Below are 20,927 nucleotides of genomic sequence, written 5' to 3' on the forward strand. Positions count from 1 at the left end.
TGGCTGCCCTCGGGCTACTGCAGCCAGATACTCGCGAACGAGTCGAAGTAGTCCTCGCCGGTATCGATCAGGACGTGGTCCGCGCCGAGTGCCGTAACGCGATTGGAGACGGAATCGATGTGAGCGTCGAGCCGCGACTGGTACGTCTCGGCCAGCGAGCCGCTGAAGTACGACCGGCGTTTCTCGTCGCTCTCGGGGTCGGCAAACAGTACGTCGCCGACGACGCCGGGGTCTCGCTCCGCCGGGGCGACCACGCGGACCAGCAACACGTCGACATCGTTGCGTGCGAGCGCGGCGACGCCCGACTCGAGTTCCTCCGGGTCGGTCAGACAGTCGCTGAACACGACGACGAGCGAGCGCGAGCGGATGCGCTTGGCGTAGGCTTCGAGCGACGACTCGAAGTCCGCCTTCCCCGCCGGTGTCACCTCGTTCAACTGGTCGATAAGCGAGAGGAGCTCGCCCCGATTCGACTGGCCCGTATCGATACGCTCCGCCCGGTCGCGGAACGTACAGAACTGGAAATCGTTGTTCTCCTCGGCGGTGAGATAGGCGAAGCCGAGCCCGAGCTTGGCGGCGTACTCGAACTTGTGGCTCCCCGCGTCGCCGTAGTCCATCGACGCGCTCGTGTCGACGAGCAGGTGGACGGTCAGGCTCCGCTCTTCCTCGTACTGCTTGATGAAGTACTCCTCCGTGCGGGCGAACAGCTTCCAGTCGATACGCCGCGTGTCATCGCCCGGCGAGTACCGCCGGTAGTCGCTGAACGTAAGCCCCTCCCCGACCCGCGGGGACTGCTGGTCGCCCTGCCGGATCGAGGTCGTCTGGCGGTTCAAGGCGGCGGTGAACCGGCCGAGTTCGTCCAGGAAGTCCGGCTCGATAGTCACGGCTGTCCCTCCCACGGAGTCGCCCGCCGATCCGCGGTCACTGGCTGACTCATTCCAGCAGCGCGGCGATGAGGTCGTCCGCCGTCCGTCCCTCCCGTTCGGCCCGGAAGTCAACGATGATCCGGTGCCGCAGCACGGGGGCGGCCAGCGCCTCGATGTCGTCGCCCGTGACGTGCGAGCGCCCCTGGAGGAACGCCCGCGCCTTCGCCGTCTGGACGAGCGCCATGCTCGCCCGCGGGCTGGCCCCGAACTCGATGTCGTCGGCCTCCCGGGTCCGACGCACGAGCTGGACCGCCCGGTCCCGCAGGTCGTCGGCGATGGGCATCTCGCGGACGAGCTGCTGTATCTCCTGTATCTCCGAGCGGGTCAGTGACCGCTTGACTGGAACCTGTTTCTTCCCGGCGGTGTACATGTCGACGATGGTCCGCTCCTCCTCGTAATCGGGGTAGTCGACCAGCAGCTTCAGCATGAAGCGGTCGGTCTGGGCCTCCGGGAGCGCGTAGGTCCCCGACTGGTCGATGGGGTTCTGGGTGGCCAGGATGAAGAAGGGACGGGGCAGTTCGTAGGTCTCACCGGCGGCGGTCACTTGTTTCTCCTGCATCGCTTCCAGCAGGGCGGCCTGTGTCTTCGGCGTCGCCCGGTTGATCTCGTCGGCCAGCACGACGTTGGCGAACACCGGCCCCTTTTCGAAGACGAACTCCCGGCCACTGTCGGTCTCGCGGATGATCTCGGTTCCCGTGATGTCTGAAGGCATCAGGTCGGGCGTGTTCTGAATCCGGGAGAACTGGAGGTCGGTCACCTCCGCGACCGTCCGGACCATCGTCGTCTTCCCCAGTCCGGGGTTCGATTCAAGCAAGGCGTTCCCGTCGGCCAGGATACAGACGAGCAGTTGCTCCAGTACCTCTTTCTGGCCGACGATCCGCGTGCTGATCTGTTCACGTGCGTTCGCGATCTTCTGCTGTAGTGCGTCGATGTCTTGCTCTGGACTCATGGGTCGGTGTCCTCGTCGTCCGTGTCCTGGTCTCGGATCCTGAGGTTGTACTCGCGGATGAGGTCCGCGTCCTCGACTTCCTCCTGGCCAGCGAACCCGGCCTGCTGGCTGTCGACTGTGCCGTCGCCGCTCCCTGGCCCCCCGGAGTCCGACGGCGGGAACTCCTGGCTCCGGTCGATTTCCTCGTCGCCGCCCGTCGAATCGATCTGGGCGGTGAGGTTCTCGTCGCCGGCCTGCACGTCCTCGCTGTCGCCGAGTATCGCGTCGCCGTCTTCGAGGCCCTCGTATCTGCTGGGCCGCTCGTTCGGCGACTCCGACTCGACCGGGTCCCGGTCGAGGAGGCCGATATCGACGACGGCTACCTGTACCGTCGCCAGGCTCAGCAGGACGATGACGACGAGGGTCCCGACAAGTCGCCGACTGTCGACGAGTGCGACGCTCGAACTCTGTTTCAGTCCGTCGAGGACATCCTCGTAGAGCCGGGCCGCCATCCGCGTCTCGGCCCCGTCCTCGACCGCGTCCCGCGCTGTTCGGAGCGCATCGGTGACGTTCGCGTTCGCCGCCTCGAACTGCTCGACGAGCGGCTGGCGGACCCGGTACAGGTACTCGCCGAGGAACCAGGCCAGTCCGACGGCGATCCCGACGACTGCGCCCGTAGGGACAGATAGCGCCGATAGCGAGCGGCCGACAGCCGCGCCGACCGGATCTGTCACCGTCGCGGGGACCGACAGTTGTGTCGGGAGCTCGGTCGGCGCGAGGACCGTCAGGGCGATGTTCACCAGGAGAAAGAGGAGCATCGCGTCGACGACGGCGTAGACGAACGCCGCCTTCTTTCCCTCGCGTCTGACCTCGGCGATGGCGGCAGCCATGCGCTCGCGTGCCTCTGCCCGTTCACTCGCAGGCGCGTCCTTGCCGTCAGTTTCCTCGTTGTCTGTGTCTGGTCCGTCCATCAGTAGTCCTCGCAGGTCGGGTCCGGTGTCTCCATATTGTTACAGATGCTCTCAATATCGTCTCTCAGCTCTTGGTTCTCGTCTTCCAGGTCCTCGATATCGCTTTCGAGGGAGCTGATCTGTGACTCTAGGCTGTCGATATCGTCTTGCAGCTCCGACACCTGATCTTCCAGCTCGTCGCGCTCGTCTGCTAACTCCTCGTTTTCGGTTTCCAGGTCGTCTATCGTCGACTCGAGGTCGTCGACCTCGTTCTGGAGACTGTTGCGCTCGTCCCGGAGGTCATCGACTGTCCCTTCCAGTTCCTCGACTCTGTTCTGGCTCTGGCGAAGCGACTGTCGGGTCTCTGCCAACTGGCTCTCCGTGGCGTTCAGCTGCTCTTCCGTCTGGTTCAGGTTGGTCGCGACCTGGTCGACGTCTTCCGACCTGGTCTCTAATCGTTCTTCGAGTTCATCGGCGCGCGCTTGCGTGGATTCGAGGTCACTCCTGGTCTCGTCGAGATCCTGGCGGAGCTCGGCGTTTTGCTGGCGGAGCTCCTGGTTCTGTGAGCGGAGCTCGCTCGCCGAGTCCTGGTACAGCACCGTCGTTCCGCCGGTGCCGATCATCGAGAGGACGACGAACACCACGAGTCCGAGGTTGATACGGCGGCCGATTTCGCTCACGGGAGACCACTCTCCAGGGAGGTGCGACCGCGGTACACTTGAACGCGCCGGGCAACCACCTCGCCGGTGAACACCAGGAGCGCGCCGAGCAGAGCGAGCCAGTCCCAGGTGTCCCGAACGGTGCGGACCCGGGTGGACTTCTGGCGGGCCTCTCTGGCAATCTGTTCGCCCTGGCTCGGGCTGAAGGTCTGTCCTCCAGTCGTCTCGACGAGCGCATCGAGGCTGTCACTCGGACCGAAGGCACCGTACTCGACGGGGTAGTTCGCCGCGTACTCGGTGTCAAGCGCCGTCTGATACCCCGCTTCCCGGGGCGTGAACTCGCCGCGATACCGGCCGTCCCCGACCTGTCGGAAGGAGATGTCCGCCGCCTCCGGGCGGCTATCGCCCTGGTAGGTCAGCGTCGTCGGACTCCCTACGCGGGCATCGTCGACCGCGGTAACGCCGGTCTGGGTCCGCATCGGGTCGCCCACCGCGTAGTTCACTGACTTCGTGACGACCAGCGAGTCCGGCCGTTCGAGCAGGCCGCCCATCGTGTTGTCCGAGTCGTAGGCGGTGAGAGAGACCACGCGGCCCAGCCCGAATCGCCAGGAAGCGATGGCCGGCTTTCCGTCCGCGGTGGCGACTTGGTAGTCGGCCCCGGGCTTGACCTGAACGTTATTGGCCTGGCCGGGATTAGCCGTCAGTTCCACACCCGAGGTGATGAACGTGTCCTCGGTGACGATGGTGAGGTTCTCTCCTTGGTAGCGCCGCGAGGAGCCGCCAAAGAGGAGCCGCAGCCGCTCGGTCTCGTCGGCGGCGAAGTACGAGCCGCCGGACTCGCTGGCGATCTGGCGCATCGTCGCGACGCCGACGCGCTTGCCGACGCCGACCGAGACGATTCGCGTCCCTTCGCGGCCCAGTTGGTTGGCGACAGCCGCCGGCGGGCCGAGCCGGTCTTGGCCGTCGCTGAGCAGGATTATCGTCCCTTCGCGGTCACCCAGGAGTTCGTCGGCCCCCTGGAGCCCGACGGCGATGTCCGTCGCGCCGCCGCTGCTGAGCCGTCGGATCTTGTCTTCGGTTTCCGCCCGATTCTGGCCGAGTGCCTGCATCTCCGAGACGCGGTACGCGTTGTGGTTGAACGCGACGACGCCGACCTGGTTCTCGTCGCCGAGCTGGTCGAGCACGTCCAGCGCGACGGCTTTCTGTATCGAGAGGCCGCTCTCGGCGCTGCCGGAGACGTCGACGAGGATGACGATGTTCGACTCGCCGCCGGTGGCGTTCCCGACGCGGACCGGGAGCATCGAGGCCACCGACGACGTCTCGTAGCCGCCGTTCTCGTAGGCGTTGTCACCGCCCGCGACGACCAGCCCGCCGCCGTTGATGACGAAGTCCTGCAGCGCGGTGGCGTTCCCGATGTTACCCGATGGCGTGTCCTGCATGACGACAGCCGAGTAGTCGTCGAGGTCCGCCGGGACCGACGAGGCCGTCGAGACGTTGTACAGCGAGTCGAGGTAGTTCCGCAGGGGGTACTGTCCCTGTGAGACGTACAGCACGTCGGGCTGTTCGACGACGCGGACGCTCTTGTAGAACACGTCGTTTCGGGCGTACTCGTCGTCGCCGGACAGCGTCGCAGTCACGCGGTGTGACCCGATTTCCTCGAACGTGTGGTCGACGGTGAGCGTGCCGTCCGGCCGGAGCTCACCTTCGGTGACCGTTTCACCGTCGATGGTCACTTCCACGGGCACGGGTTCGAGGACGCTCACGCCTTGCATCGAGACGGTGTACTGGGACTGGATGCCGCGGCTCACCGTCGACGGCCCCGCTATCGCCACGGCTCGCTCGGTGCGTGGGGACTGCGGCGTGACGCTGTGGACGGTCGCGTTGAGCGCGGCGGCGTCCTCGGCAGCCATCGACAGGCTCCGGCCCTCCGTGACGCGACCGTCGGAGACCACGACGACCGTCCCGTTCTCCTGGAGGTTCGCCGCCACGCCGTCGCCGATCCGCGAGTTCGATCCGCTGCCGATGGTCGCCCGCGTCACCGGGACGCCCTCCCCTTCGATGTCCTGTACCAGTTCGTCGGTCGTGTTCGGATAGATACCCATGCTCGCGGATTCGTCTGTGAGGAGTGTCACCCCCGGTTCGCCCGGCGTCTCGCGTGTCTGGACGGTGTACGGTTCCATCGCGCCCAGCACGAGCAGGCAGACGATGAGCACGCGGCTGGCAAGCAGGAGCCGGCGGCTCCGGTTCGAGGCCGACCGCGGTCCGCCGTCGCCACGCCGGATGAGATACGCGAGGACGACGACGGCGACCGGTAAGACTAGCAGCGGCCAGAGGTGCTCGACGCCGACGGTCAGCCCCTCCGTGAGTGTGTAGGAAACCGCCATCAGAGGTCACCCCGCCGGCGCAGATAGCCGATTTCGGCCAGTGCGAGCACCAGCCCGCCCAGCGCGAAGTATTCCGTCAACGGCTGCGGGACCGACCGCTGTTCGGTCCGGGTCAGGTTCCCGGCCGTTCCCGAGCGCTGGTCGAGCGCGTCGACGTTGGTGTTTGACTCGCCCTCGTCCAGCAGCGAAGCGCTCACCTGCCGGCTCTCGCTCCGGTAGAAACCGGCCCGCTGGAGCGGGACCGAGTTCCCGGAGACGGAGCCGGCCGGCCCCTCGACGGTACTGTTGCCGAACCGCACGGTCTCGCCGGTCTCGTGGTTCAGCGCCGGGAGCTGTTCCCTGTCCGCGAGGTAGTACACCGCCCGCTTCCAGAACACGGGATACTGGTAGTTGAACTTGAAGCTGGAGCGGTCCTCGATGTAGCCGTAGTACATAACCCGTCCGCCGTCTCGATCTTCGGTCGCGATGAGGGGCGTCCCGTCTCCCAGTTGCACCTGGGCCGATCCGGAGCGAAGCGAGCCCGAGATGTACTCGTCCGGGGGTTGGAAGTCGATGCCGCGGGTGAGCTGTGTCTGTGCGGTCTGGCCCACCGTCGCACCCGTGCGGATCTCGCCGGGCTCGATGAGCAGGAGGTCCTGGTACCGCTGGGGGAGGTTGTCCTGTGCGAGTACCGCGACCCCGCCGTCGTCCTCGACCAGTTCGCGCCCGGTTTCGACGTTGCCGGGGAGCAGCGAACTCTGGTCGACGTTGCTGTAGAGGATGACGTCGTAGTCGCCCTGTATCGTCGTCGGCGGCTGTCTGACCGTCACGTTCACCCGGTCGACGACCGACAGCGCCGTTGTCAGGTATCGGTTCCGGTCGTTTGTCAGCACCAGTACGTCGACAGCGGTGTCCTCAGGCGCGGCGACGTAGACGCTGTCGTCGGTGGCGAAACTGTCACCGGGGCTGAGCCGGGCTTCGCTGCCGCCGGCCGGGACCGGCAACGTCACCGAACCCACGTCGTCGGGGCCGAGTTGCAGCTCTCGCTGGGTGTTACCGAGCCGAACCGTCCGGGTGACGGTCGAATCGCCGTAGTTTTTCACCGACAGCGTCACCGCCGAACCGGAGAACCGGCGGTCGATGAAGCCGACGTTCCCGTCGCCGCCGCCGCTGAACTGCCGGAGGTCGACGGAGAGCCCGCGGCCCCGCGCCGTCGTGACTGCGGTGGTCCACTCCTCGCCCGCGAAGTCGCTCAACACGACGACTCTGGCGTTCTCGCCGGCGAGCGACGCCGCCTGTGAGATAGCGCCGCTGAGTTCCCCCGGCGCGTCTGTCGGGCTGAGTCCGTCCAGCGTCCCCTGGGCCGCTGTCGGCGTGCCGCGCTGGAGCACCACCTCGCCGCCGTTGGCTGTCGTGACGATGGAGGTCGTTCCCGTCACTTCCTCCCGGGCGGCTGTGACGGCCCGCTGGAACCGCGTCTGGCCGTCGGCGTCGGTCTGCATTGACGCACTGGTGTCGACGACGATGACCGTCTCCTCGACCGTCGCGCGCTCGGAGACGGTGACGTACGGCGTCGCCAGCCCGACCGCGAGCACTAGCACGACCAGTACTTGCAACAGCAGGAGGAGGCTGCGGGAGATCCGTTCGAGAAACGGCGTCGCTGACTGCTGGCGTTCGCCGGCGACGAGAAACTGGAACGTCGGCAGCGTGAGTTCCTGTGGGTCCGGTCGGATGAGATACAGCACCACTATCGGCACAGCCAGGAGGAGGGCTGCCAGTCCCAGGGGGGCGAGCAAAACGTCCGAGAGGACCATTGTCTGTGTATCAGGCGGGGGTGGCATTTATCTTGTGAATCCGGTGACACCACTGGACGGGCAGCCGCCGACGCCGTCTATTTGCGTCCCGCCGTCGAACGGCCCGTATGCGTTACAGCCGCGCCCGCACGGAGGAGGTCCTGCGGGCTCTCGTTCACGAAATCAGGGCGGAACGGCTCACGTTCATGGCGGGCTCGATAGCCTACCACGCGTTCCTGTCGATCCTGCCGCTGTTGTTGCTGGTGTTGACGTTCGTCCAGCGGACGGAGAACGTCGCGCTCAGTACTTCTATCGTCGGCATTATGGAAGCCGTCCTGACCGCACAGGCCAGCGGCATCATCCAGCAGGGACTGACCGAAGCCGACGCGTCCGTGTCGGCCCTCGGCGTGGGTTTTCTCCTCTGGGGCTCGCTGCGTATCTTCCGCGGGCTGGACACCGCCTTCTCTGACATCTACGAGACGGGCGCGTCGAACACCTTCCTCGACCAGCTCGGCGACGGGCTGCTCCTGCTGGTGACTGTCGCCGTGGCGATACTCAGCGCCAGCGCACTGGGCAGCGTCCTGCCGGATGCAGGGAGCGGACTGCTGTGGGCAGTCCTTGGTGGGCTGGTCCGAGCCGCCGGCCTGTTCGTCGTCTTCTATCCGATGTACTACGTCTTCCCGGACACCGATGTCTCGCCGCTTGAGGTCGTCCCGGGTGTCGCGTTCGCCGCCGTCGGCCTCACGATTGCGCAGGTTCTCTTTACCGCGTTCAAATCCGGCTCGACGGGCGGGAACATCATCGCCAGTATCCTCGTCCTGCTGAGCTGGCTGTACGTCATCGGCCTGGTGATACTGCTGGGTGCGGCTATCAACGCCGTGCTCTCGAACCGCTCGGAAGATGTCGACATCGACCCTCTCGTCGGCGGCGTCGCCCAGCAAAACACCGACCGAGAGACGACGATCTCCCGCGCGGCGCTGCTTGCGGAACTCGATGTCCTCGCAGAACGCCTTCAGGAGGGAAGCGGTGACCTCACCGTGGAGATAGACGACGAACGGACAACCGTCGATTGCCCGGAAACCGCCGTCGTCGACCGCTCGTCGGACGTGTTCGGACTGGACCAGTCGGTCGCGCTCACGCTCAGATGGTGGCCGGACGAGAAGTAGCGCCGCCCTACTGCGCGTCGCGTCGCTCCCACGCCTGCACCGTCGGGAGCGACCACCCGCGGCCGAGGCCCAGCCCTCGGGCCAGCAGCACCGCGAGCGCGCACCCGGCCGACGCCGCGCTGAGCGCCACGCCCATCTGTGCCAGCGCCCAGAAGGCGAGGCCGCCGATAACGGCACAGGACGCGTAGAAATCCTGGCGGAGGATGAACGGCGTCCGCCCCAACAGCAGGTCCGATATCGCGCCGCCGCCGGCCGCGTTGACCGTCGCCAGCGCGACGACGGCGAACACCGGGAGACCGGCCTGGTGACCAAGCAGTGCTCCGGTGGTAGTGAACGCCGCCAGCCCGATGGCGTCGGCCGTCAGGACGACCGGATGCTGGTGGCCGTCGTCGAGGAAATGCACGAGTAACACGGCGGCAGCGACACCGAGGAGCGACAGCGCGACTTCGCCGGGCGACTGCAGGGAGTTCGGAACCCTGTTCAACAGCAGGTCCCGCGTCGTCCCACCACCCAGCGCCGTCATCACGCCGACGACCGTGACGCCGAAGACGTCGTAGCGCTCTTCGATGGCCTTCGCCGCGCCGACGAACGCGAACCCGACCAGTCCGATAGCGTTCATCACCGCAAACGGGTCGGTCACGCTGCCCCTCCGGCCCGCCAGGAGATGGTACCTGAGGGACCGCGAGCGAGTCGACCCGCTGTCACGAGTGAAGCGGTCATTATGGTACTCCTACGGACCGCGATAATTATGCCTTTACTACGGCCTCCGCCCAGCGGTGTGCTACCGCCCAACAGTCTTGGTTTCGGAGCCCGTGCCTACGGCTTGACCGTCTCTAACACCCAGTCGGCAGGCGTCGCCCGGCGGACTTCGAACGGGTCGAAGGCCTCCCGCGGCGCCTCCGCGAGGCGGCCCAGGAACTGCCCGACCGGCGTCGGGTCGCGGTCGCTGACGAGGACGAACGACTCGCCGCTGTCCAGCGCGGTGAACTGTTCTCGAACCAGATCCTTGCGTTCCTGCGGCGGCAAGTCCCGGATATCGGCGGTCGGGTCGACGCCAACCTCGCCGGCGGTGTCGAGTGCCGACTCGACGGCGTCGCCCAACTCACTGACCGCGTCGGGCACACTGCCGGGCACTGGCGTCCCCTGCAGATCCTGCGAAAAGGGGAGTTCCGCCAGCACTTCGGCATCGAGGTCTCCCAGCGCGTCCCCGGTGAACAGGTCGTTCGGTTCGCCACAGCAGTCACAGACGTATTCGGCCATGTTGACGACGGTCCCCAGCACCGGCACGTCGTTGTCCCGGAACAGCTCCACCGTCCGGCTGGTGTCGCTGACGCTGGCGTGAAACGGCGTCGTCACGACCACGACGCCGTCGACCGGAACCTCTTGGAGCGTCGTCAGCACCACGTCGCCGGTCCCCGGCGGCAGATCGAGCACCAGCACGTCGTCGTTGCGCCAGGCGGTGTTCTCGAAGAGATCATCGAGGGCGTCGTGGGCCATCGCGCCGCGCCAGGCCAGCGGCGCGCCGCTCTCCATCAGGCCGACGCTCATCACGTCCATGTCACCGGCGCGGACCGGAAGCGGGTCGCCCTCCTCGCTGGAGTGGACCGGACCACTCACGTCCAGCAGTTCGGGGACGTTCGGCCCGTGGATGTCGGCGTCGAACAGCGCCGCGTCGCTGTCGGCGGCCAGCGCACAGGCCAGGTGCGTGGCGACCGTCGACTTGCCGACGCCGCCTTTCGCGCTGGCGACGGCGACGACGTGGTCGAAGGACTCGACGCCGGCGGTGCCCTCGCTCGTGGGCATCGTCCGCTCGACGTGGACGCTGTCGACGCCGTCCACGTCGTCGACCGCGTGGAGCATCGCCTGGACGACCTGCGTGCTCGTCTGGCCGTCCAGTGCGGTCAGGTCGGCCTCGATCGTCACGTCGCCGTCTGCCGCGTCGATGTTCTCGACGAAGCCCGCGTCGAACACGGAGAGGTCGGCGTTTGGGTCGCGCACGTCTCGCAGTGCGGCTTCGATACGGTCGGTCAGGGTGGTGGGCGTTCCGTCAGTCATCGTCAGAGGTCGGGCATCCGATTCAGTCTGTCTTCGCCGGGCAGCAGTCGGGCGTCGTTTTCCAGCGCACCGCCGAACTGTCGGCGGAACCGTCCGGGGTCCGCTTCGAGGGACCGCTCGGCGGTCTGGCGGACGACGGTGGCCGGGTCGTCAGTGAGTTCCCGCAGTCGCTCGCGGGCGCGGTCCTCGTCGACGCCGCCGAGCATGTGGGCGGCCCACTCGCGGACCCGCTCGCTGTCGTCGCGGCTCTGCTCCAGCAGCAGGTCGGCCATCGCCTCGCCGCGGAGCTTGAACAGCGAGATGGCCGCGTTGCGCCGGACCGCGTGGTGGTCGTCGTGGACCGCGTCTTCGATATCGGCCTCGTGGGCCTCTCGGTCGACGTTGTCGAGCGTGACGACGGCCTCCGCCCGGACCCACGGGTCGGGGTCGGCGAGCAGTTCCACCGCCACCGCTGCGGCCCGCTCGCCGCCGTGGGCCGTCAGCGCTTCGACGGCGAACTGGCGCACGTCGCTGTCGTCGTCGGTCGTCGCGGCGCGGGCCAGGCCCGCCACGATTTCGTCGGTGGTCGCACGGTCTTTCAGTTCGAGGGCGGCGCGTCGACGGTCGGTTTTCGGGCCGTGCTCGATGTCGGACAGCAGCGACGCCACCGCGTCGTCCTCGACGGGTTCGGTGTCGCTGGCGGCCAGCTCCTCGGGCGTGGCCTCGCCGATGGTCACGTCCTCGCGGGACACCTCGATGTCTTCCAGCGCCTCGATATCGCTGTGCAGGCCCGGACTGCGCTCCGGGTCCAGTTGCGGGTCGGGGTCCTCTTCGAGGTGTTTCTCGAACTCGTCGTCGTCGTGACAGCCGGTCATCGTCGCCCCTCCTGTACGAGCGCGGCGATGCCGAGCGCGAACGGGAGCGCTCGCGGGAGCGACGCCGGCACGCCGGCGAACGCGACCAGTGCGACGCCGGCCAGCAGCCCCCAGCGACGGGTTCGGCTGGCCGCGCTGGCCGTTGTCACCGCGCCGGCGACGGCCAGTGCCACGACCGGCAGGCTCGTCCCGACGACGCCCGTTCCGGTGAGCGTGACCGCACCGGTGACGAACGGGACGGCGCGACCGACGGCGAACACGACGGCGAAGGCGGCGAGTCCGCCGAGTATCGCGCCCCAGTCAGCCGTCGATAGCGAGCGCCAGTCCGTCGCGGCAACGGCCGGCGTCGACGCGATCCCCAGCAGCCCAACGGTCGAGGCCACCGGCCGGAGCCCCGTCCAGCCGCCGACGCCGCTCGCCAGGCCGACGCTCAGTGCCGCGACGAGCAGGGTGACTGCGGCGGCCGACATAACGTCCAGCCGCCGACCCGAGACAGCCGCGACGGTGGCTGTCCCGAGAACGATTGCGACGGCCGCCGGGAGCGCCGCTGCGCTGCTGACAAGCGACAGCAGGCCGAACACGCCGACGAACAGGAGCCCGATGCCGGCCAGCGGGTCGGCGTCGGTGACGGCCACGGCGATCGCCGCGGCGGCGACGACGGCCGTGGACACCGTTGTCGCGAGGCCGGGTGCGACCGGAACGGCCGCCTGTCCCGGCGCGTTGACGAACAGAACGGCGAGGTAGCGAGCGGCGACCGCGACGGCCGCAGCGCCGACCGCGACGTTCGCGAGCGAGTGCTGTCCGCCGGAAAGCAACGGCCTGACCCGCTGTTGCAGCGCCGCTGTCATCGCCTCCCCTCCAGCCGCTCCGCGAGGTCGTTGCGGTCGGCCCGGACGAATGCCTCAAGCAGTTCGCCGAAGCCGCCGTAGATATCGGTCCCCGGTTCGTCGGCGAGTCGGTCCGCGACGCCCGCGGCCGCGTGGCCGAGGTGGCGGTCGTGGAAGTCCAGCCGAGCGATTGCGGCGTCCTCGCCGACGGCGGCTTCCCGGCGGGCCAGGTAGCCCGCGAACTCCAGTTCGTAGGTCAGCGCGTCGTGGTTGTCCCGCTGGTCCTGGTCGATTTCGAGGCCGTAGTGGCTGTAGGCCCGCGAGAGGTCGAGGTTCACGTCGTTCCAGGAGTGGTCCGGCCGATACTTCGATTCGTACAGCGGGACCGGCGGCCCCTCCGCTTCGAGCGAGCCGTCGGTGCGGTCCGTGTACTCACTATAGCCGAGTTCGAAGATGTCGTTGTAACGGGCCGCGAGCGTCTCGTAGTCGTCGTCGGTGGTCAGCGACGGGACGGACACGTCCAGACCGGTCCGGTCGAGACAGGCATTGAGATCGCTCTCCAGCGTCCCGTCGGCCGCCGCGCTGTGGAGCGACTCCTCGGGGTACTCGAACGCCTTGGCCAGCGTCGCGTACACCGCGCCACGGGCGGCCGCGTCCTCGTCGAGGTCGTCCATGGGGTCAGTGGGCGTCGTCGCCATCACTCGACCCCCCGCGTTCGGTAGATGCCGAAGCTGGTGACGCCGATCACGGCGACGATAGCGATACCGGCGACGGTCCACAGCAGCGTCTCGTACGGTGGGCCCTGCGGACCGCCGCTGAACGGGTAGTAGTGCCACTCGCTGACCGCTTTCTGGCCGGAGCGTTCCCCGTTGGAGCCGTTCCAGACGGCGAAGGCCACGTCGAGGTCGCCGTCGGTCCGCAGGTCGGTGCGGTTTTCGCTTGATGCTTCGAGCGAGCGCGAGTAGACCACCGTCCAGGTGGCGTTACCGCCAGTGTCCTGATGAGTCGCGTTCGCCTGTACGGTCGGGTTCTGGAACGGCGTGGTCGAGCCGACACCGCCGGCGAGCAGTTCCTGGGTCCCGGTCGCCCCGCTCCAGTACCAGACGTTGACCCGGTTGTCCGGGCCGCCCATCGCTATCGGCGGCCGGGAACTGGTGTTGACGGGGAACTGGACCGCGACGGCGTCGGCGAACTCCCGCGTGGCACTGGCGTCCATGTCCCGGGTCGCGTCGTGCCACTCCAGGCGGATGTACAGCCGTTCGTCGGTGCGGGCCGCCTGCACGTCGACCGTCTCGATGCTCGTGTCGTCGGCGTGTGGCACGCTACTCGGGGCGCTCGCAAGCGGCACATCCGAGGCTGGGATTTCCTCCCAGCCGTCGGCGTCTGGCTCGGCGAGGTCGGCGTCCGATACCTCCGAGACCGGGATCTCGTGTGCCGGCCGGGCGCTCGCCATCGGCGCGGCCACCGTCGAGACGAGGACGAGCGCCGAGAGCACCGCCGTGAGTGCGAGCGTGCGTCGGTAGTCAGCCATCGTTGACCACCCCCTGAGCACGCTCCGGCGCGGCCAACTGGGGCCGCTCGCGGGCATCGCCCGCTCGCGTTTCCGAGCCGCGTAGCGGCTCGCTACTCATCGTCGAACTCCGCTGGCGTATTCGCCAGCCTATTCGACGTTCGCGGTGCTCACTCATCGTCGAACACCTCCAGTCGGTACTGTTTGGCCGGGTTCTTGTCCTGGAGCAGTTCCATCAGCTCGCTGTCACCACCCTGGCGAACGCGCTGTCGGTGCGCTTCGATGGTGTCCAGCGCCTCGTCGACGCCGTCGCCGAACAGGTTCCGGAGGTACTGGCGGGGAATCCGGTCGATATCGACTGTCTCCCCGTCCTCCGTGTGCTGTCCGGGCGCGAAGGGCGGGATGTAGTAGACGTTTGGCTGCGTGCGGAACTCCGGATGGAGCGGCAGGGCGACCTCGTACTCCTCGACGAGCTTGTGGATCGGCCCCTCCTCGTCGTCGAGGAAGCCGACCAGCCGGAGCTGTGGCGGACACTCCTCGGCACAGGCCGGGGCGAACGTCTCCCCCTCGGGGCCTTCGCCCTCGATCCGGGGGTAACAGAAGATGCACTTCTCGGATTTCTTCGAGACGGTGTTGTAATACACCTTCTTGTAGGGGCACCCCTCGACGCAGTAGCGGTAGCCTCGACAGCGGTCCTGGTCGACGAGGACGATGCCGTCCTCCTGGCGCTTGTACAGCGCCGAGCGCGGACAGGCCTCGACACAGGAGGGGTGGGTGCAGTGGTTGCAGATGCGCGGGAGGTAGAAGTAGTAGCTGTTGGGGTACTCGCCGGCCCCCTGGTCCTCGTCCCAGTTGGGCCCCCACTCCGCGCCGTCGCGGGGCCGTAGCGGCTCGTCGCTGCCCTCGTACATGATCTCCTCGTGGTTGAACTCCCAGGCGCGGCCGTAGTCCTCCTCGTCAGGAATCTCGCCGGGCGAGCGGTCCGAATGCTCCTCGGACTCCCAGCCGCCGCCGGAGTCCTCCCAGCCGCGGGGGTAGCCCTCGCCGGGCTTGGTCTCGACGTTGTTCCAGTACATGTACTCGCTGCCGCCGTCCTCCGTCCAGAGGTTCTTGCAGGCGATCGTACACGTCTGACAGCCGATACACTTGTTCAGGTCCATCACCATCGCGACCTGGTGGTCGACGCCGTCGGCGACGTTGACCAGCGTGTCCTCTCCTTGGTCGTCCTGTTGATCGGTACTCATTCGCTGTCACCTCCGGTGGGCCGCACGTCCACGCGCACGTCGCTGTTGACCCCGGTCGGTCCCCAGTAGTTCGGGAAGAAGTGCAGGTGCTCCCCGGTGTCTTCCGGGTACTGCACTAGCTGCGTCGGCTTCATGTACATCGGGACGAGCGTGTTGAAGTTGTCCCGGTCGGGGTACTGGAACTTCTCCCAGGAGAAGAAGTGCCGGACGGTCCCCGGCTCACTGGAGGGGTAGATCTTCGCCTGGACCTCCACCGCACCGAGGTCGTTGTACACCTCCACAGTGTCGCCGTCCTCGATGCCCCGCTCCGCGGCATCCTCGGGGTTCAGATACACCACTGGCTCACCGCGCTGGAGCCTGAGCATCTTGGTGTCGTCGCGCCACGTCGAGTGGATGGACCACCGACCGTGGGGCGTGTTGTATGACAGCGGGTAGTCACCGCCGGTGTCTTCGGGCCCCTCCTTGTGGGTCGGAAGCTCCTCGCCGAGTTCGAGATACCAGTCGTGGTCGATGTAGTACTGCTGGCGGCCGGTGAAGGTCGGCCAGGGGTTCTTGTCGTGGACGTAATCCTGCCACGGGACGTACGCCTCGCCGTCTTTGATATCTGAACTCCAGTGGTCGCCAGCTTCGAGGAACCGCTGTGGCTGCTCGTCGATGTCGTCGAAGGTTATCTGCTCGTCGCTGCCCTCGGGGTTGGTCTCCTCGGAGTGTTCGAGGATGAACTCCGCGGCGGCCTTGTCTTCGACGAGCCCCTCTTCCTCACCGGTTTCCCAGTCGCGGACGTAGTCGTCGTAGATAGTCGTGAGGTCGATGGTCCGGTCGAACTTCCGGTCCTCGATCGGCTCGACATCGCGTTCCTGGGCGCGCTCCTGAATCTTTTCGGCGAGCAGGCGGAATATCTCCCAGTCGGTCTTGGCCTCGCCGAGCGGTTCGACGGCCGGCGTGAACGGATGCACGTAGGTGTGCATGTCCGTCTCCGAGAGGTCGTACTTCTCGTAGTGGCTGGCCGCCGGCAGCACGATGTCCGAGTACATCGCCGTCGAGTCCATCCGGAAGTTGATGTCGACGACGAGGTCGAGCTTGGGCCAGAGCTGTTCTTCGAGGGCGACGTTGCCCTTGGCCTGGTTGAAGTAGTTGCCGCGCCAGATGAACATCGTGGACGGGTCCGGTCGGCTCCCGTCGTCGCGTTCCTCGGGGTAGACCGGCATCCACCCCTTGTCGATGGACTCGCGTATCTTTTCGGCGGTGTCCGGGTCGGTGTTGTCGAGGATGCCCGCGTGGAAGTACGTCCACAGCGTCGTGGGCACCCCGCGGACGTTCCCGGTCGGGAACGAGAGCACTTGCCAGCCGTGGAACGACCAGATCTTCTCCTGGCCGACGTAGTGGTCCAGCCCGGTGCCTGGATCGCCCAGATTCCCCGTCAGCGTCACGAGCAACTGGATGGCGCGGTTGCCCAGGTCGTTGTGATACCAGTCGTTGACGCCTTTCCCGTGGATGATCTTGGCGGCGTCGGCCTCGGCGAACTCGCGGGCGACCCGCTGGTAGGTGTTCTCGCCGACGCCGGTCTCCTCGTGGACGACCGCCGGCGTGTACTGGGCGAGTTCGTCGGTGAGGTTCTCCCAGACCGACCGGACTTCGACGCTCCCCTCGTCGGTGTCGACGCTGCGCTCGACACTCAACTGCGGGTCGAAGTCGAGTTCGATGCTCACCGAGTGGTCGTGCTGGCCGTCCCGCTCGCCGAGCGAGCCGGGGGCACGACGGAGATTGCCGTCGGCGTCGACCATAACGAAGACCTTCTCGGGGTCGTCGGCGTCCTCGGCGAGGCCGACCTCGCTGGCCCGGAGGAACTTCCCGGTGTCTTCCCGGACGAGCAGCGGCATGTCCGTCTGCTCCTTGAGGTGTTCCTCGTCGTGCAGCCCTTCGTCGACGATGGTCTGGGCCATGCCCAGCGCGAGTGCGGTGTCGCTGCCGCCATGGGGCGAGAGCCACTCGTCGGTGTGGATGGCCGTCTGGGAGTAGTCGGTGAAAATACCGACTCGCTTTGCGCCCTCGTAGCCGGCGTCGAGGAAGTACTTCGCGTCGGGGATGCGCGTGACGTTGATGTTCGATCCCCAGGCGATGATGTAGTCCGAGTTGTGCCAGTCGGCGGATTCGGCGTTGTCCGTCTGGGTGCCCCACGTAATCGGCTGTCCCGGTGGTAGGTCCGAATACCAGTCGTAGAAGCTGTGCGAGACGCCGCCGAGCAGATTGACCAGTCGGCTGCCGCTGGCGAAGGACACCGGGGACATCGCTGGGATCGGTGTGAATCCCGAGATGGCGTCGTACCGGCCCGCCTGCACCTCGTCGATGACGTGATCGGCGATCTCGGTCAGCGCCTCGTCCCAGCTGATCCGCTCCCACTGGCCCTCGCCGCGCTCGCCCGTGCGGCGGAGCGGGTGGAGCACGCGCTGGTCGGCGTTGACGTAGTCGGTGTAGCAGGCCCCCTTCTGACAGCCGCGCGGGTTCGGGTCGGGGAGACTCTCGTCGAACGTCGGGTAGTCGCCGGCCTGTTCCTCGCGCCAGACCTGCCCGTCCTTGACGTAGACGTTCCACGAGCAGGAGCCGGTGCAGTTGACGCTGTGGGTCGAGCGGGCGACGGAGTCCCAGTCCCACTCGTCGCGGTAGAGGTCCTCCCAGTCCCGGTACGGATAGTTGCCGATGGGGTCGTCGACCGCTTGCAGGCCGTCCATACCGTCGTCGGCAAACGACAGCCCCGTCGCGCCAAGCAGCGATGCCGCTCCGAGGCCGCGCACGAAGTCGCGGCGGCTGATTCCCGCACTGTCCGCCTCGTCGTCGGTCAGGTCGTTTCTACTCATTGGTGATGAACACTGTCGCGGTCGCGCAGGCAGCGCCGGCCACGGCTAAGGCGATGCCGGCGAGCGTGCTGCCGCCGACTTCGAGGCCGGCGGCGACCAGCCCGAGGCCGACCAGCTTGCTCGTCGTATCCAGCAGGCGATACTGCCGCTCAGTCAGTTCGACGCTCGCAGTCATCCGTCTCCCTCCGAGTCAGTGCTACCCGTTTCGTCGTCGACGGAGCCGCCGTCGGCGGCCACGTCACCCTCCCGGGACGGCGTCGGCTCGCCGTCGCGCAACAGCAGGTACGTAATCCCCCCGAAGACGGGCGGGACGATGAGCAACGCCGCCGTTAGGATGGGATTGACGACGTTCGTCGTCGTGCCCAGTACCTGGTCCGCGAGGATGTTGTTCATCCCCGCTATCGAGGCGATCATGATGAACGCGACGGCGGCCACGCCGACGGCGGTCTGCCAGGCCCGGTCCAGCGGGTCCGCGGTGAAGTGAGTCGGCTCCGTCCGGTCGATAAAGGGCCAGACGGCGACCGCGGCAAACACCAGGCCCGGGAGGACGATGCCGCCGATGAACTCCCCGTTGATGTGGGCCGGGCCGACGTTGAAGCTGATCTGTGGCAGGAGCTTCAGGAAGCCGTACACCCACATCAGGAACCAGTCCGGCATGATGAGCTCCGGCGTGGCCGCGGGGTCGTTCGGACCGTACTCCGCGACGTTGTGGACCGGCAGCAGGCCCGAAAGCGCCGACAATGTGGCCGCGGTGACGAAGAACACCACCGCAGAGACGGCGGCCTGGTTCGGGAACGCCGGCAGGCCGATGATGATGTCGTCGTCGTCCTCGTCGACGGGCTGGCGGCCACCGGTCACGTCCCCGTCCCGCGGTGCCTCGGTGTGTTTCTGCCGGATGAGGATGGCCATGTGGACAGCCAGCCCAACGGCGATTGCCGCCGGTATCACGAGGACGTGCAGGAAGTACAGCCGCGGGATGGTGGCGCTCGAGGGGAACTCACCCCCGAACACCACCTGGCCGAGGAAATCACCTAACAGGGGTATCGACACCGTGAGGTTGTAGCCGATGCTCGTGGCCGTGGCAGCGAACTCGTCGAAGGGCAAAGCGTAGCCGGTGTAGGCCGCCCCCATCGCGAGCGCCGCCAGTCCCGTGCCGACGATCCAGTTCGGCTCCCGCGGGTTGCGGTACGCGCCGGTGAAAAACACCCGTAACATGTGCAACCCGATGGAGGCGACAAAGAGGTGGGCCGCCCAGTGGTGGAGCCGGCGGATGAACATCCCGAAGGGCACGTCGTAGGTGATGTGCAACACCGAGACGAACGCTTCGGGCATCTCCTCGCCCTGGAACTTCTGGACGCTGCCGTCGTACTCCACGTCGGAGGTCGAGGGCTCGAAGAAGAACCCGAGGAAGACCCCTGACAGTATCAGGAGGAGGAAACAGAACAGCGCCACCTCGCCCAGCAGGAACGAGTCCTCGGCCGGGAACGCTTTGCCGAGGAACTTCTGACCGTTCTCCAGGTCGAGGCGGGTGTCGAACCAGTCGTAGACGGCTTTGGCGCGGGACATCACTCGCCTCCCGGGCCGACTGGCCCTTCGAAGTCACCGGTGGCGACGAGGAAGCCGTCGCTGGTCACCGTAATCGGGAGCTGTGGGAGCGCCCGTCCCGGTGGCCCGCCGCTGACCGCTGCTCCCTCCAAAACGTTGAATTTCCCGAAGTGACAGGGACAGACGACCAGGTCCTCCTCCCGGTCCGAGACCATACAGCCGGCGTGGGTACACACCTTCGAGAAGGCGGCGTAGCCGCTGATCGTAAACCCCTCGGAGATGTCGCTGCCGTAGTCGGATTCGGCGTAGCGCACCAGCAGCGTCGGCGCGTCCTCGATGCCGGGGCGGGGCTCCGGGAAGACGGTCATGTGTTCGCCTTCGGAGAGCCGCCCCTCCGTGATGCGCTCGCCCTCGCTGTCGACGAGGTGGATGCCGTCGGAGTACACCGGCCCGTTGTATCCCCGCTCGAACACCTGCGTGGTGCTGGCGAGCGGCGCGGTGAGGCTGGCGACGGCGGTCAGGCCGCCGACGGTCGCGAGGAACTTCGCGAAATCGCGGCGGCGGAGTTCCGCACGCGCGTCTCCGTACAGCGTCGGGGACGTACCGGCCCCGTCACACGAGCAGTCGTCGCCCTGTTCCTCGTCGTCGTCATCGGGTTTCGGATACTCGATCATTCGTGCCCCCTGATCTCGGCGACTTCGACGTGTGGCATGAACCAGGCGTAGTACGCGACCGTCGAGAGCGCGAGCGAGAGGAACATCCCGGTCGCGTACAGCCCGAAGTACTGGGTTCGGGCGAGCGTGAGGTACTCGCCGGTGAACAGCGCCGCGAAGACGATAGACAGGACCGTCAGCCCGCTCATGGCGACGAGCCCCTCTATGGCGTCCGAGGCGTCGTGGTACTCGACGATCCAACGGTGCTCAGTGTTGAGCCACGGCAGCGAGACGGTCCCGCCGTCGGTGACCGGTTCGGCCTCGTCGGGCGGCCGAACCGCTCTGTTCATGAACTGATGGGCGGCCGTCAGTACGCCCACGAGAACGAACAGAGCGACCCAGACGACGACACCGACCTGGCTCGGTGACAGCTTGTTCGGCGTCTCTATCGGGCTATCGAGCGGCCGGATGTCGCTGACGCTTTCGTCGATAGCGATCTCTTCCGACGGTGGCTCGCCGTGCAAGGCGACGTACCACATCGGCAGCAACACCGCTGTTATCAACAGTCCGATGAGTATCGTGTTGCGTCTCATAATCTTGTG

Annotated in this window: 19 protein-coding genes; 1 reads left to right on the forward strand and 18 read right to left on the reverse strand. The window is 67.0% G+C overall.

The annotated features are described in order from the left end of the window. Positions 1-14: 14 nt before the first annotated feature. Genes ACY9XZ_RS09770 through ACY9XZ_RS09795 form a run of 6 tightly spaced genes read right to left on the reverse strand, consistent with a single transcriptional unit; the run spans position 15 to position 7,637 of the window. On the reverse strand, positions 15-881 hold the full coding sequence (locus ACY9XZ_RS09770; RefSeq protein WP_463456859.1) for a DUF58 domain-containing protein: 867 nt from the start codon (positions 879-881) through the stop codon (positions 15-17). 49 nt (positions 882-930) lie between these two features. Next, complete coding sequence (locus ACY9XZ_RS09775; protein ID WP_463456860.1) at positions 931-1,872, reverse strand: AAA family ATPase; 942 nt, start codon at positions 1,870-1,872, stop codon at positions 931-933. Then, a complete protein-coding gene (locus ACY9XZ_RS09780) occupies positions 1,869-2,822 on the reverse strand; it encodes a DUF7502 family protein (RefSeq protein ID WP_463456861.1) in 954 nt (317 codons plus the stop codon). Before ACY9XZ_RS09780 ends, ACY9XZ_RS09775 begins: the two co-directional genes overlap by 4 nt. Next, on the reverse strand, positions 2,822-3,481 hold the full coding sequence (locus ACY9XZ_RS09785) for a chromosome partitioning protein (protein WP_463456862.1): 660 nt from the start codon (positions 3,479-3,481) through the stop codon (positions 2,822-2,824). The genes ACY9XZ_RS09780 and ACY9XZ_RS09785 overlap by 1 nt, the downstream gene beginning before the upstream one ends. Next, on the reverse strand, positions 3,478-5,844 hold the full coding sequence (locus ACY9XZ_RS09790) for a VWA domain-containing protein (RefSeq protein ID WP_463456863.1): 2,367 nt from the start codon (positions 5,842-5,844) through the stop codon (positions 3,478-3,480). Before ACY9XZ_RS09790 ends, ACY9XZ_RS09785 begins: the two co-directional genes overlap by 4 nt. Then, a complete protein-coding gene (locus ACY9XZ_RS09795) occupies positions 5,844-7,637 on the reverse strand; it encodes a vWA domain-containing protein (RefSeq protein ID WP_463456864.1) in 1,794 nt (597 codons plus the stop codon). The genes ACY9XZ_RS09790 and ACY9XZ_RS09795 overlap by 1 nt, the downstream gene beginning before the upstream one ends. 107 nt (positions 7,638-7,744) lie before the next feature. Between ACY9XZ_RS09795 and ACY9XZ_RS09800 the strand changes: the two genes are divergently transcribed. Next, positions 7,745-8,782 carry a YhjD/YihY/BrkB family envelope integrity protein gene (locus ACY9XZ_RS09800; protein ID WP_463456865.1) on the forward strand — a complete coding sequence of 346 codons (1,038 nt, stop codon included), beginning with the start codon at positions 7,745-7,747 and terminating at the stop codon, positions 8,780-8,782. Positions 8,783-8,789: 7 nt separating this feature from the next. Here the strand turns inward: ACY9XZ_RS09800 and ACY9XZ_RS09805 are convergent, their stop codons facing one another. The 12 genes from ACY9XZ_RS09805 to ACY9XZ_RS09860 all read right to left on the reverse strand — a co-directional run bounded on the left by ACY9XZ_RS09805 (position 8,790) and on the right by ACY9XZ_RS09860 (position 20,918). After that, positions 8,790-9,422 carry a trimeric intracellular cation channel family protein gene (locus ACY9XZ_RS09805; RefSeq protein ID WP_463456866.1) on the reverse strand — a complete coding sequence of 211 codons (633 nt, stop codon included), beginning with the start codon at positions 9,420-9,422 and terminating at the stop codon, positions 8,790-8,792. A 176-nt stretch (positions 9,423-9,598) separates the two neighbouring features. Then, positions 9,599-10,837 (reverse strand): P-loop NTPase, encoded by a 1,239-nt coding sequence (locus ACY9XZ_RS09810; protein ID WP_463456867.1) that lies wholly within the window; start codon positions 10,835-10,837, stop codon positions 9,599-9,601. A 2-nt stretch (positions 10,838-10,839) separates the two neighbouring features. Then, a complete protein-coding gene (locus tag ACY9XZ_RS09815; RefSeq protein ID WP_463456868.1) occupies positions 10,840-11,691 on the reverse strand; it encodes a HEAT repeat domain-containing protein in 852 nt (283 codons plus the stop codon). Next, a complete protein-coding gene (locus ACY9XZ_RS09820; protein WP_463456869.1) occupies positions 11,688-12,539 on the reverse strand; it encodes a phosphate ABC transporter permease in 852 nt (283 codons plus the stop codon). Before ACY9XZ_RS09820 ends, ACY9XZ_RS09815 begins: the two co-directional genes overlap by 4 nt. Beyond that, positions 12,536-13,216 carry a molecular chaperone TorD family protein gene (locus ACY9XZ_RS09825; RefSeq protein ID WP_463456870.1) on the reverse strand — a complete coding sequence of 227 codons (681 nt, stop codon included), beginning with the start codon at positions 13,214-13,216 and terminating at the stop codon, positions 12,536-12,538. Before ACY9XZ_RS09825 ends, ACY9XZ_RS09820 begins: the two co-directional genes overlap by 4 nt. After that, positions 13,216-14,049 carry an ethylbenzene dehydrogenase-related protein gene (locus ACY9XZ_RS09830; RefSeq protein WP_463456871.1) on the reverse strand — a complete coding sequence of 278 codons (834 nt, stop codon included), beginning with the start codon at positions 14,047-14,049 and terminating at the stop codon, positions 13,216-13,218. The genes ACY9XZ_RS09825 and ACY9XZ_RS09830 overlap by 1 nt, the downstream gene beginning before the upstream one ends. 149 nt (positions 14,050-14,198) lie before the next feature. Next, the gene (gene narH / locus ACY9XZ_RS09835) at positions 14,199-15,272 is read right to left on the reverse strand and encodes a nitrate reductase subunit beta (protein WP_463456872.1); all 1,074 of its coding nucleotides are present in this window, start codon (positions 15,270-15,272) and stop codon (positions 14,199-14,201) included. Further along, on the reverse strand, positions 15,269-18,127 hold the full coding sequence (gene narG, locus ACY9XZ_RS09840) for a nitrate reductase subunit alpha (protein WP_463456873.1): 2,859 nt from the start codon (positions 18,125-18,127) through the stop codon (positions 15,269-15,271). The genes narH and narG overlap by 4 nt, the downstream gene beginning before the upstream one ends. Further along, positions 18,120-18,302, reverse strand: a complete 183-nt coding sequence (locus ACY9XZ_RS09845) for a hypothetical protein (RefSeq protein WP_463456874.1) — start codon at positions 18,300-18,302, stop codon at positions 18,120-18,122. The genes narG and ACY9XZ_RS09845 overlap by 8 nt, the downstream gene beginning before the upstream one ends. Further along, a complete protein-coding gene (locus ACY9XZ_RS09850) occupies positions 18,299-19,693 on the reverse strand; it encodes a cytochrome b (protein ID WP_463456875.1) in 1,395 nt (464 codons plus the stop codon). Before ACY9XZ_RS09850 ends, ACY9XZ_RS09845 begins: the two co-directional genes overlap by 4 nt. Beyond that, positions 19,693-20,346 (reverse strand): QcrA and Rieske domain-containing protein, encoded by a 654-nt coding sequence (locus ACY9XZ_RS09855; RefSeq protein WP_463456876.1) that lies wholly within the window; start codon positions 20,344-20,346, stop codon positions 19,693-19,695. The genes ACY9XZ_RS09850 and ACY9XZ_RS09855 overlap by 1 nt, the downstream gene beginning before the upstream one ends. After that, a complete protein-coding gene (locus ACY9XZ_RS09860; protein WP_463456877.1) occupies positions 20,343-20,918 on the reverse strand; it encodes a hypothetical protein in 576 nt (191 codons plus the stop codon). Before ACY9XZ_RS09860 ends, ACY9XZ_RS09855 begins: the two co-directional genes overlap by 4 nt. Between the last annotated feature and the right edge of the window lie 9 nt (positions 20,919-20,927).

The sequence above is a fragment of the Haloarcula sp. HT12 genome, from assembly GCF_055271655.1.

What these genes read in the sequence shown, in the direction of transcription:
- ACY9XZ_RS09860 (WP_463456877.1), bottom strand. Translation starts at nt 20,918, where the DNA reads ATGAGACGCAACACGATACTCATCGGACTGTTGATAACAGCGGTGTTG.
- ACY9XZ_RS09820 (WP_463456869.1), bottom strand. Translation starts at nt 12,539, where the DNA reads ATGACAGCGGCGCTGCAACAGCGGGTCAGGCCGTTGCTTTCCGGCGGA.
- narH (WP_463456872.1), bottom strand. Translation starts at nt 15,272, where the DNA reads ATGAGTACCGATCAACAGGACGACCAAGGAGAGGACACGCTGGTCAAC.
- ACY9XZ_RS09800 (WP_463456865.1), top strand. Translation starts at nt 7,745, where the DNA reads ATGCGTTACAGCCGCGCCCGCACGGAGGAGGTCCTGCGGGCTCTCGTT.
- ACY9XZ_RS09790 (WP_463456863.1), bottom strand. Translation starts at nt 5,844, where the DNA reads ATGGCGGTTTCCTACACACTCACGGAGGGGCTGACCGTCGGCGTCGAG.
- ACY9XZ_RS09855 (WP_463456876.1), bottom strand. Translation starts at nt 20,346, where the DNA reads ATGATCGAGTATCCGAAACCCGATGACGACGACGAGGAACAGGGCGAC.
- narG (WP_463456873.1), bottom strand. Translation starts at nt 18,127, where the DNA reads ATGAGTAGAAACGACCTGACCGACGACGAGGCGGACAGTGCGGGAATC.
- ACY9XZ_RS09830 (WP_463456871.1), bottom strand. Translation starts at nt 14,049, where the DNA reads ATGGCTGACTACCGACGCACGCTCGCACTCACGGCGGTGCTCTCGGCG.
- ACY9XZ_RS09775 (WP_463456860.1), bottom strand. Translation starts at nt 1,872, where the DNA reads ATGAGTCCAGAGCAAGACATCGACGCACTACAGCAGAAGATCGCGAAC.
- ACY9XZ_RS09795 (WP_463456864.1), bottom strand. Translation starts at nt 7,637, where the DNA reads ATGGTCCTCTCGGACGTTTTGCTCGCCCCCCTGGGACTGGCAGCCCTC.
- ACY9XZ_RS09815 (WP_463456868.1), bottom strand. Translation starts at nt 11,691, where the DNA reads ATGACCGGCTGTCACGACGACGACGAGTTCGAGAAACACCTCGAAGAG.
- ACY9XZ_RS09850 (WP_463456875.1), bottom strand. Translation starts at nt 19,693, where the DNA reads ATGTCCCGCGCCAAAGCCGTCTACGACTGGTTCGACACCCGCCTCGAC.
- ACY9XZ_RS09825 (WP_463456870.1), bottom strand. Translation starts at nt 13,216, where the DNA reads ATGGCGACGACGCCCACTGACCCCATGGACGACCTCGACGAGGACGCG.
- ACY9XZ_RS09780 (WP_463456861.1), bottom strand. Translation starts at nt 2,822, where the DNA reads ATGGACGGACCAGACACAGACAACGAGGAAACTGACGGCAAGGACGCG.
- ACY9XZ_RS09845 (WP_463456874.1), bottom strand. Translation starts at nt 18,302, where the DNA reads ATGACTGCGAGCGTCGAACTGACTGAGCGGCAGTATCGCCTGCTGGAT.
- ACY9XZ_RS09810 (WP_463456867.1), bottom strand. Translation starts at nt 10,837, where the DNA reads ATGACTGACGGAACGCCCACCACCCTGACCGACCGTATCGAAGCCGCA.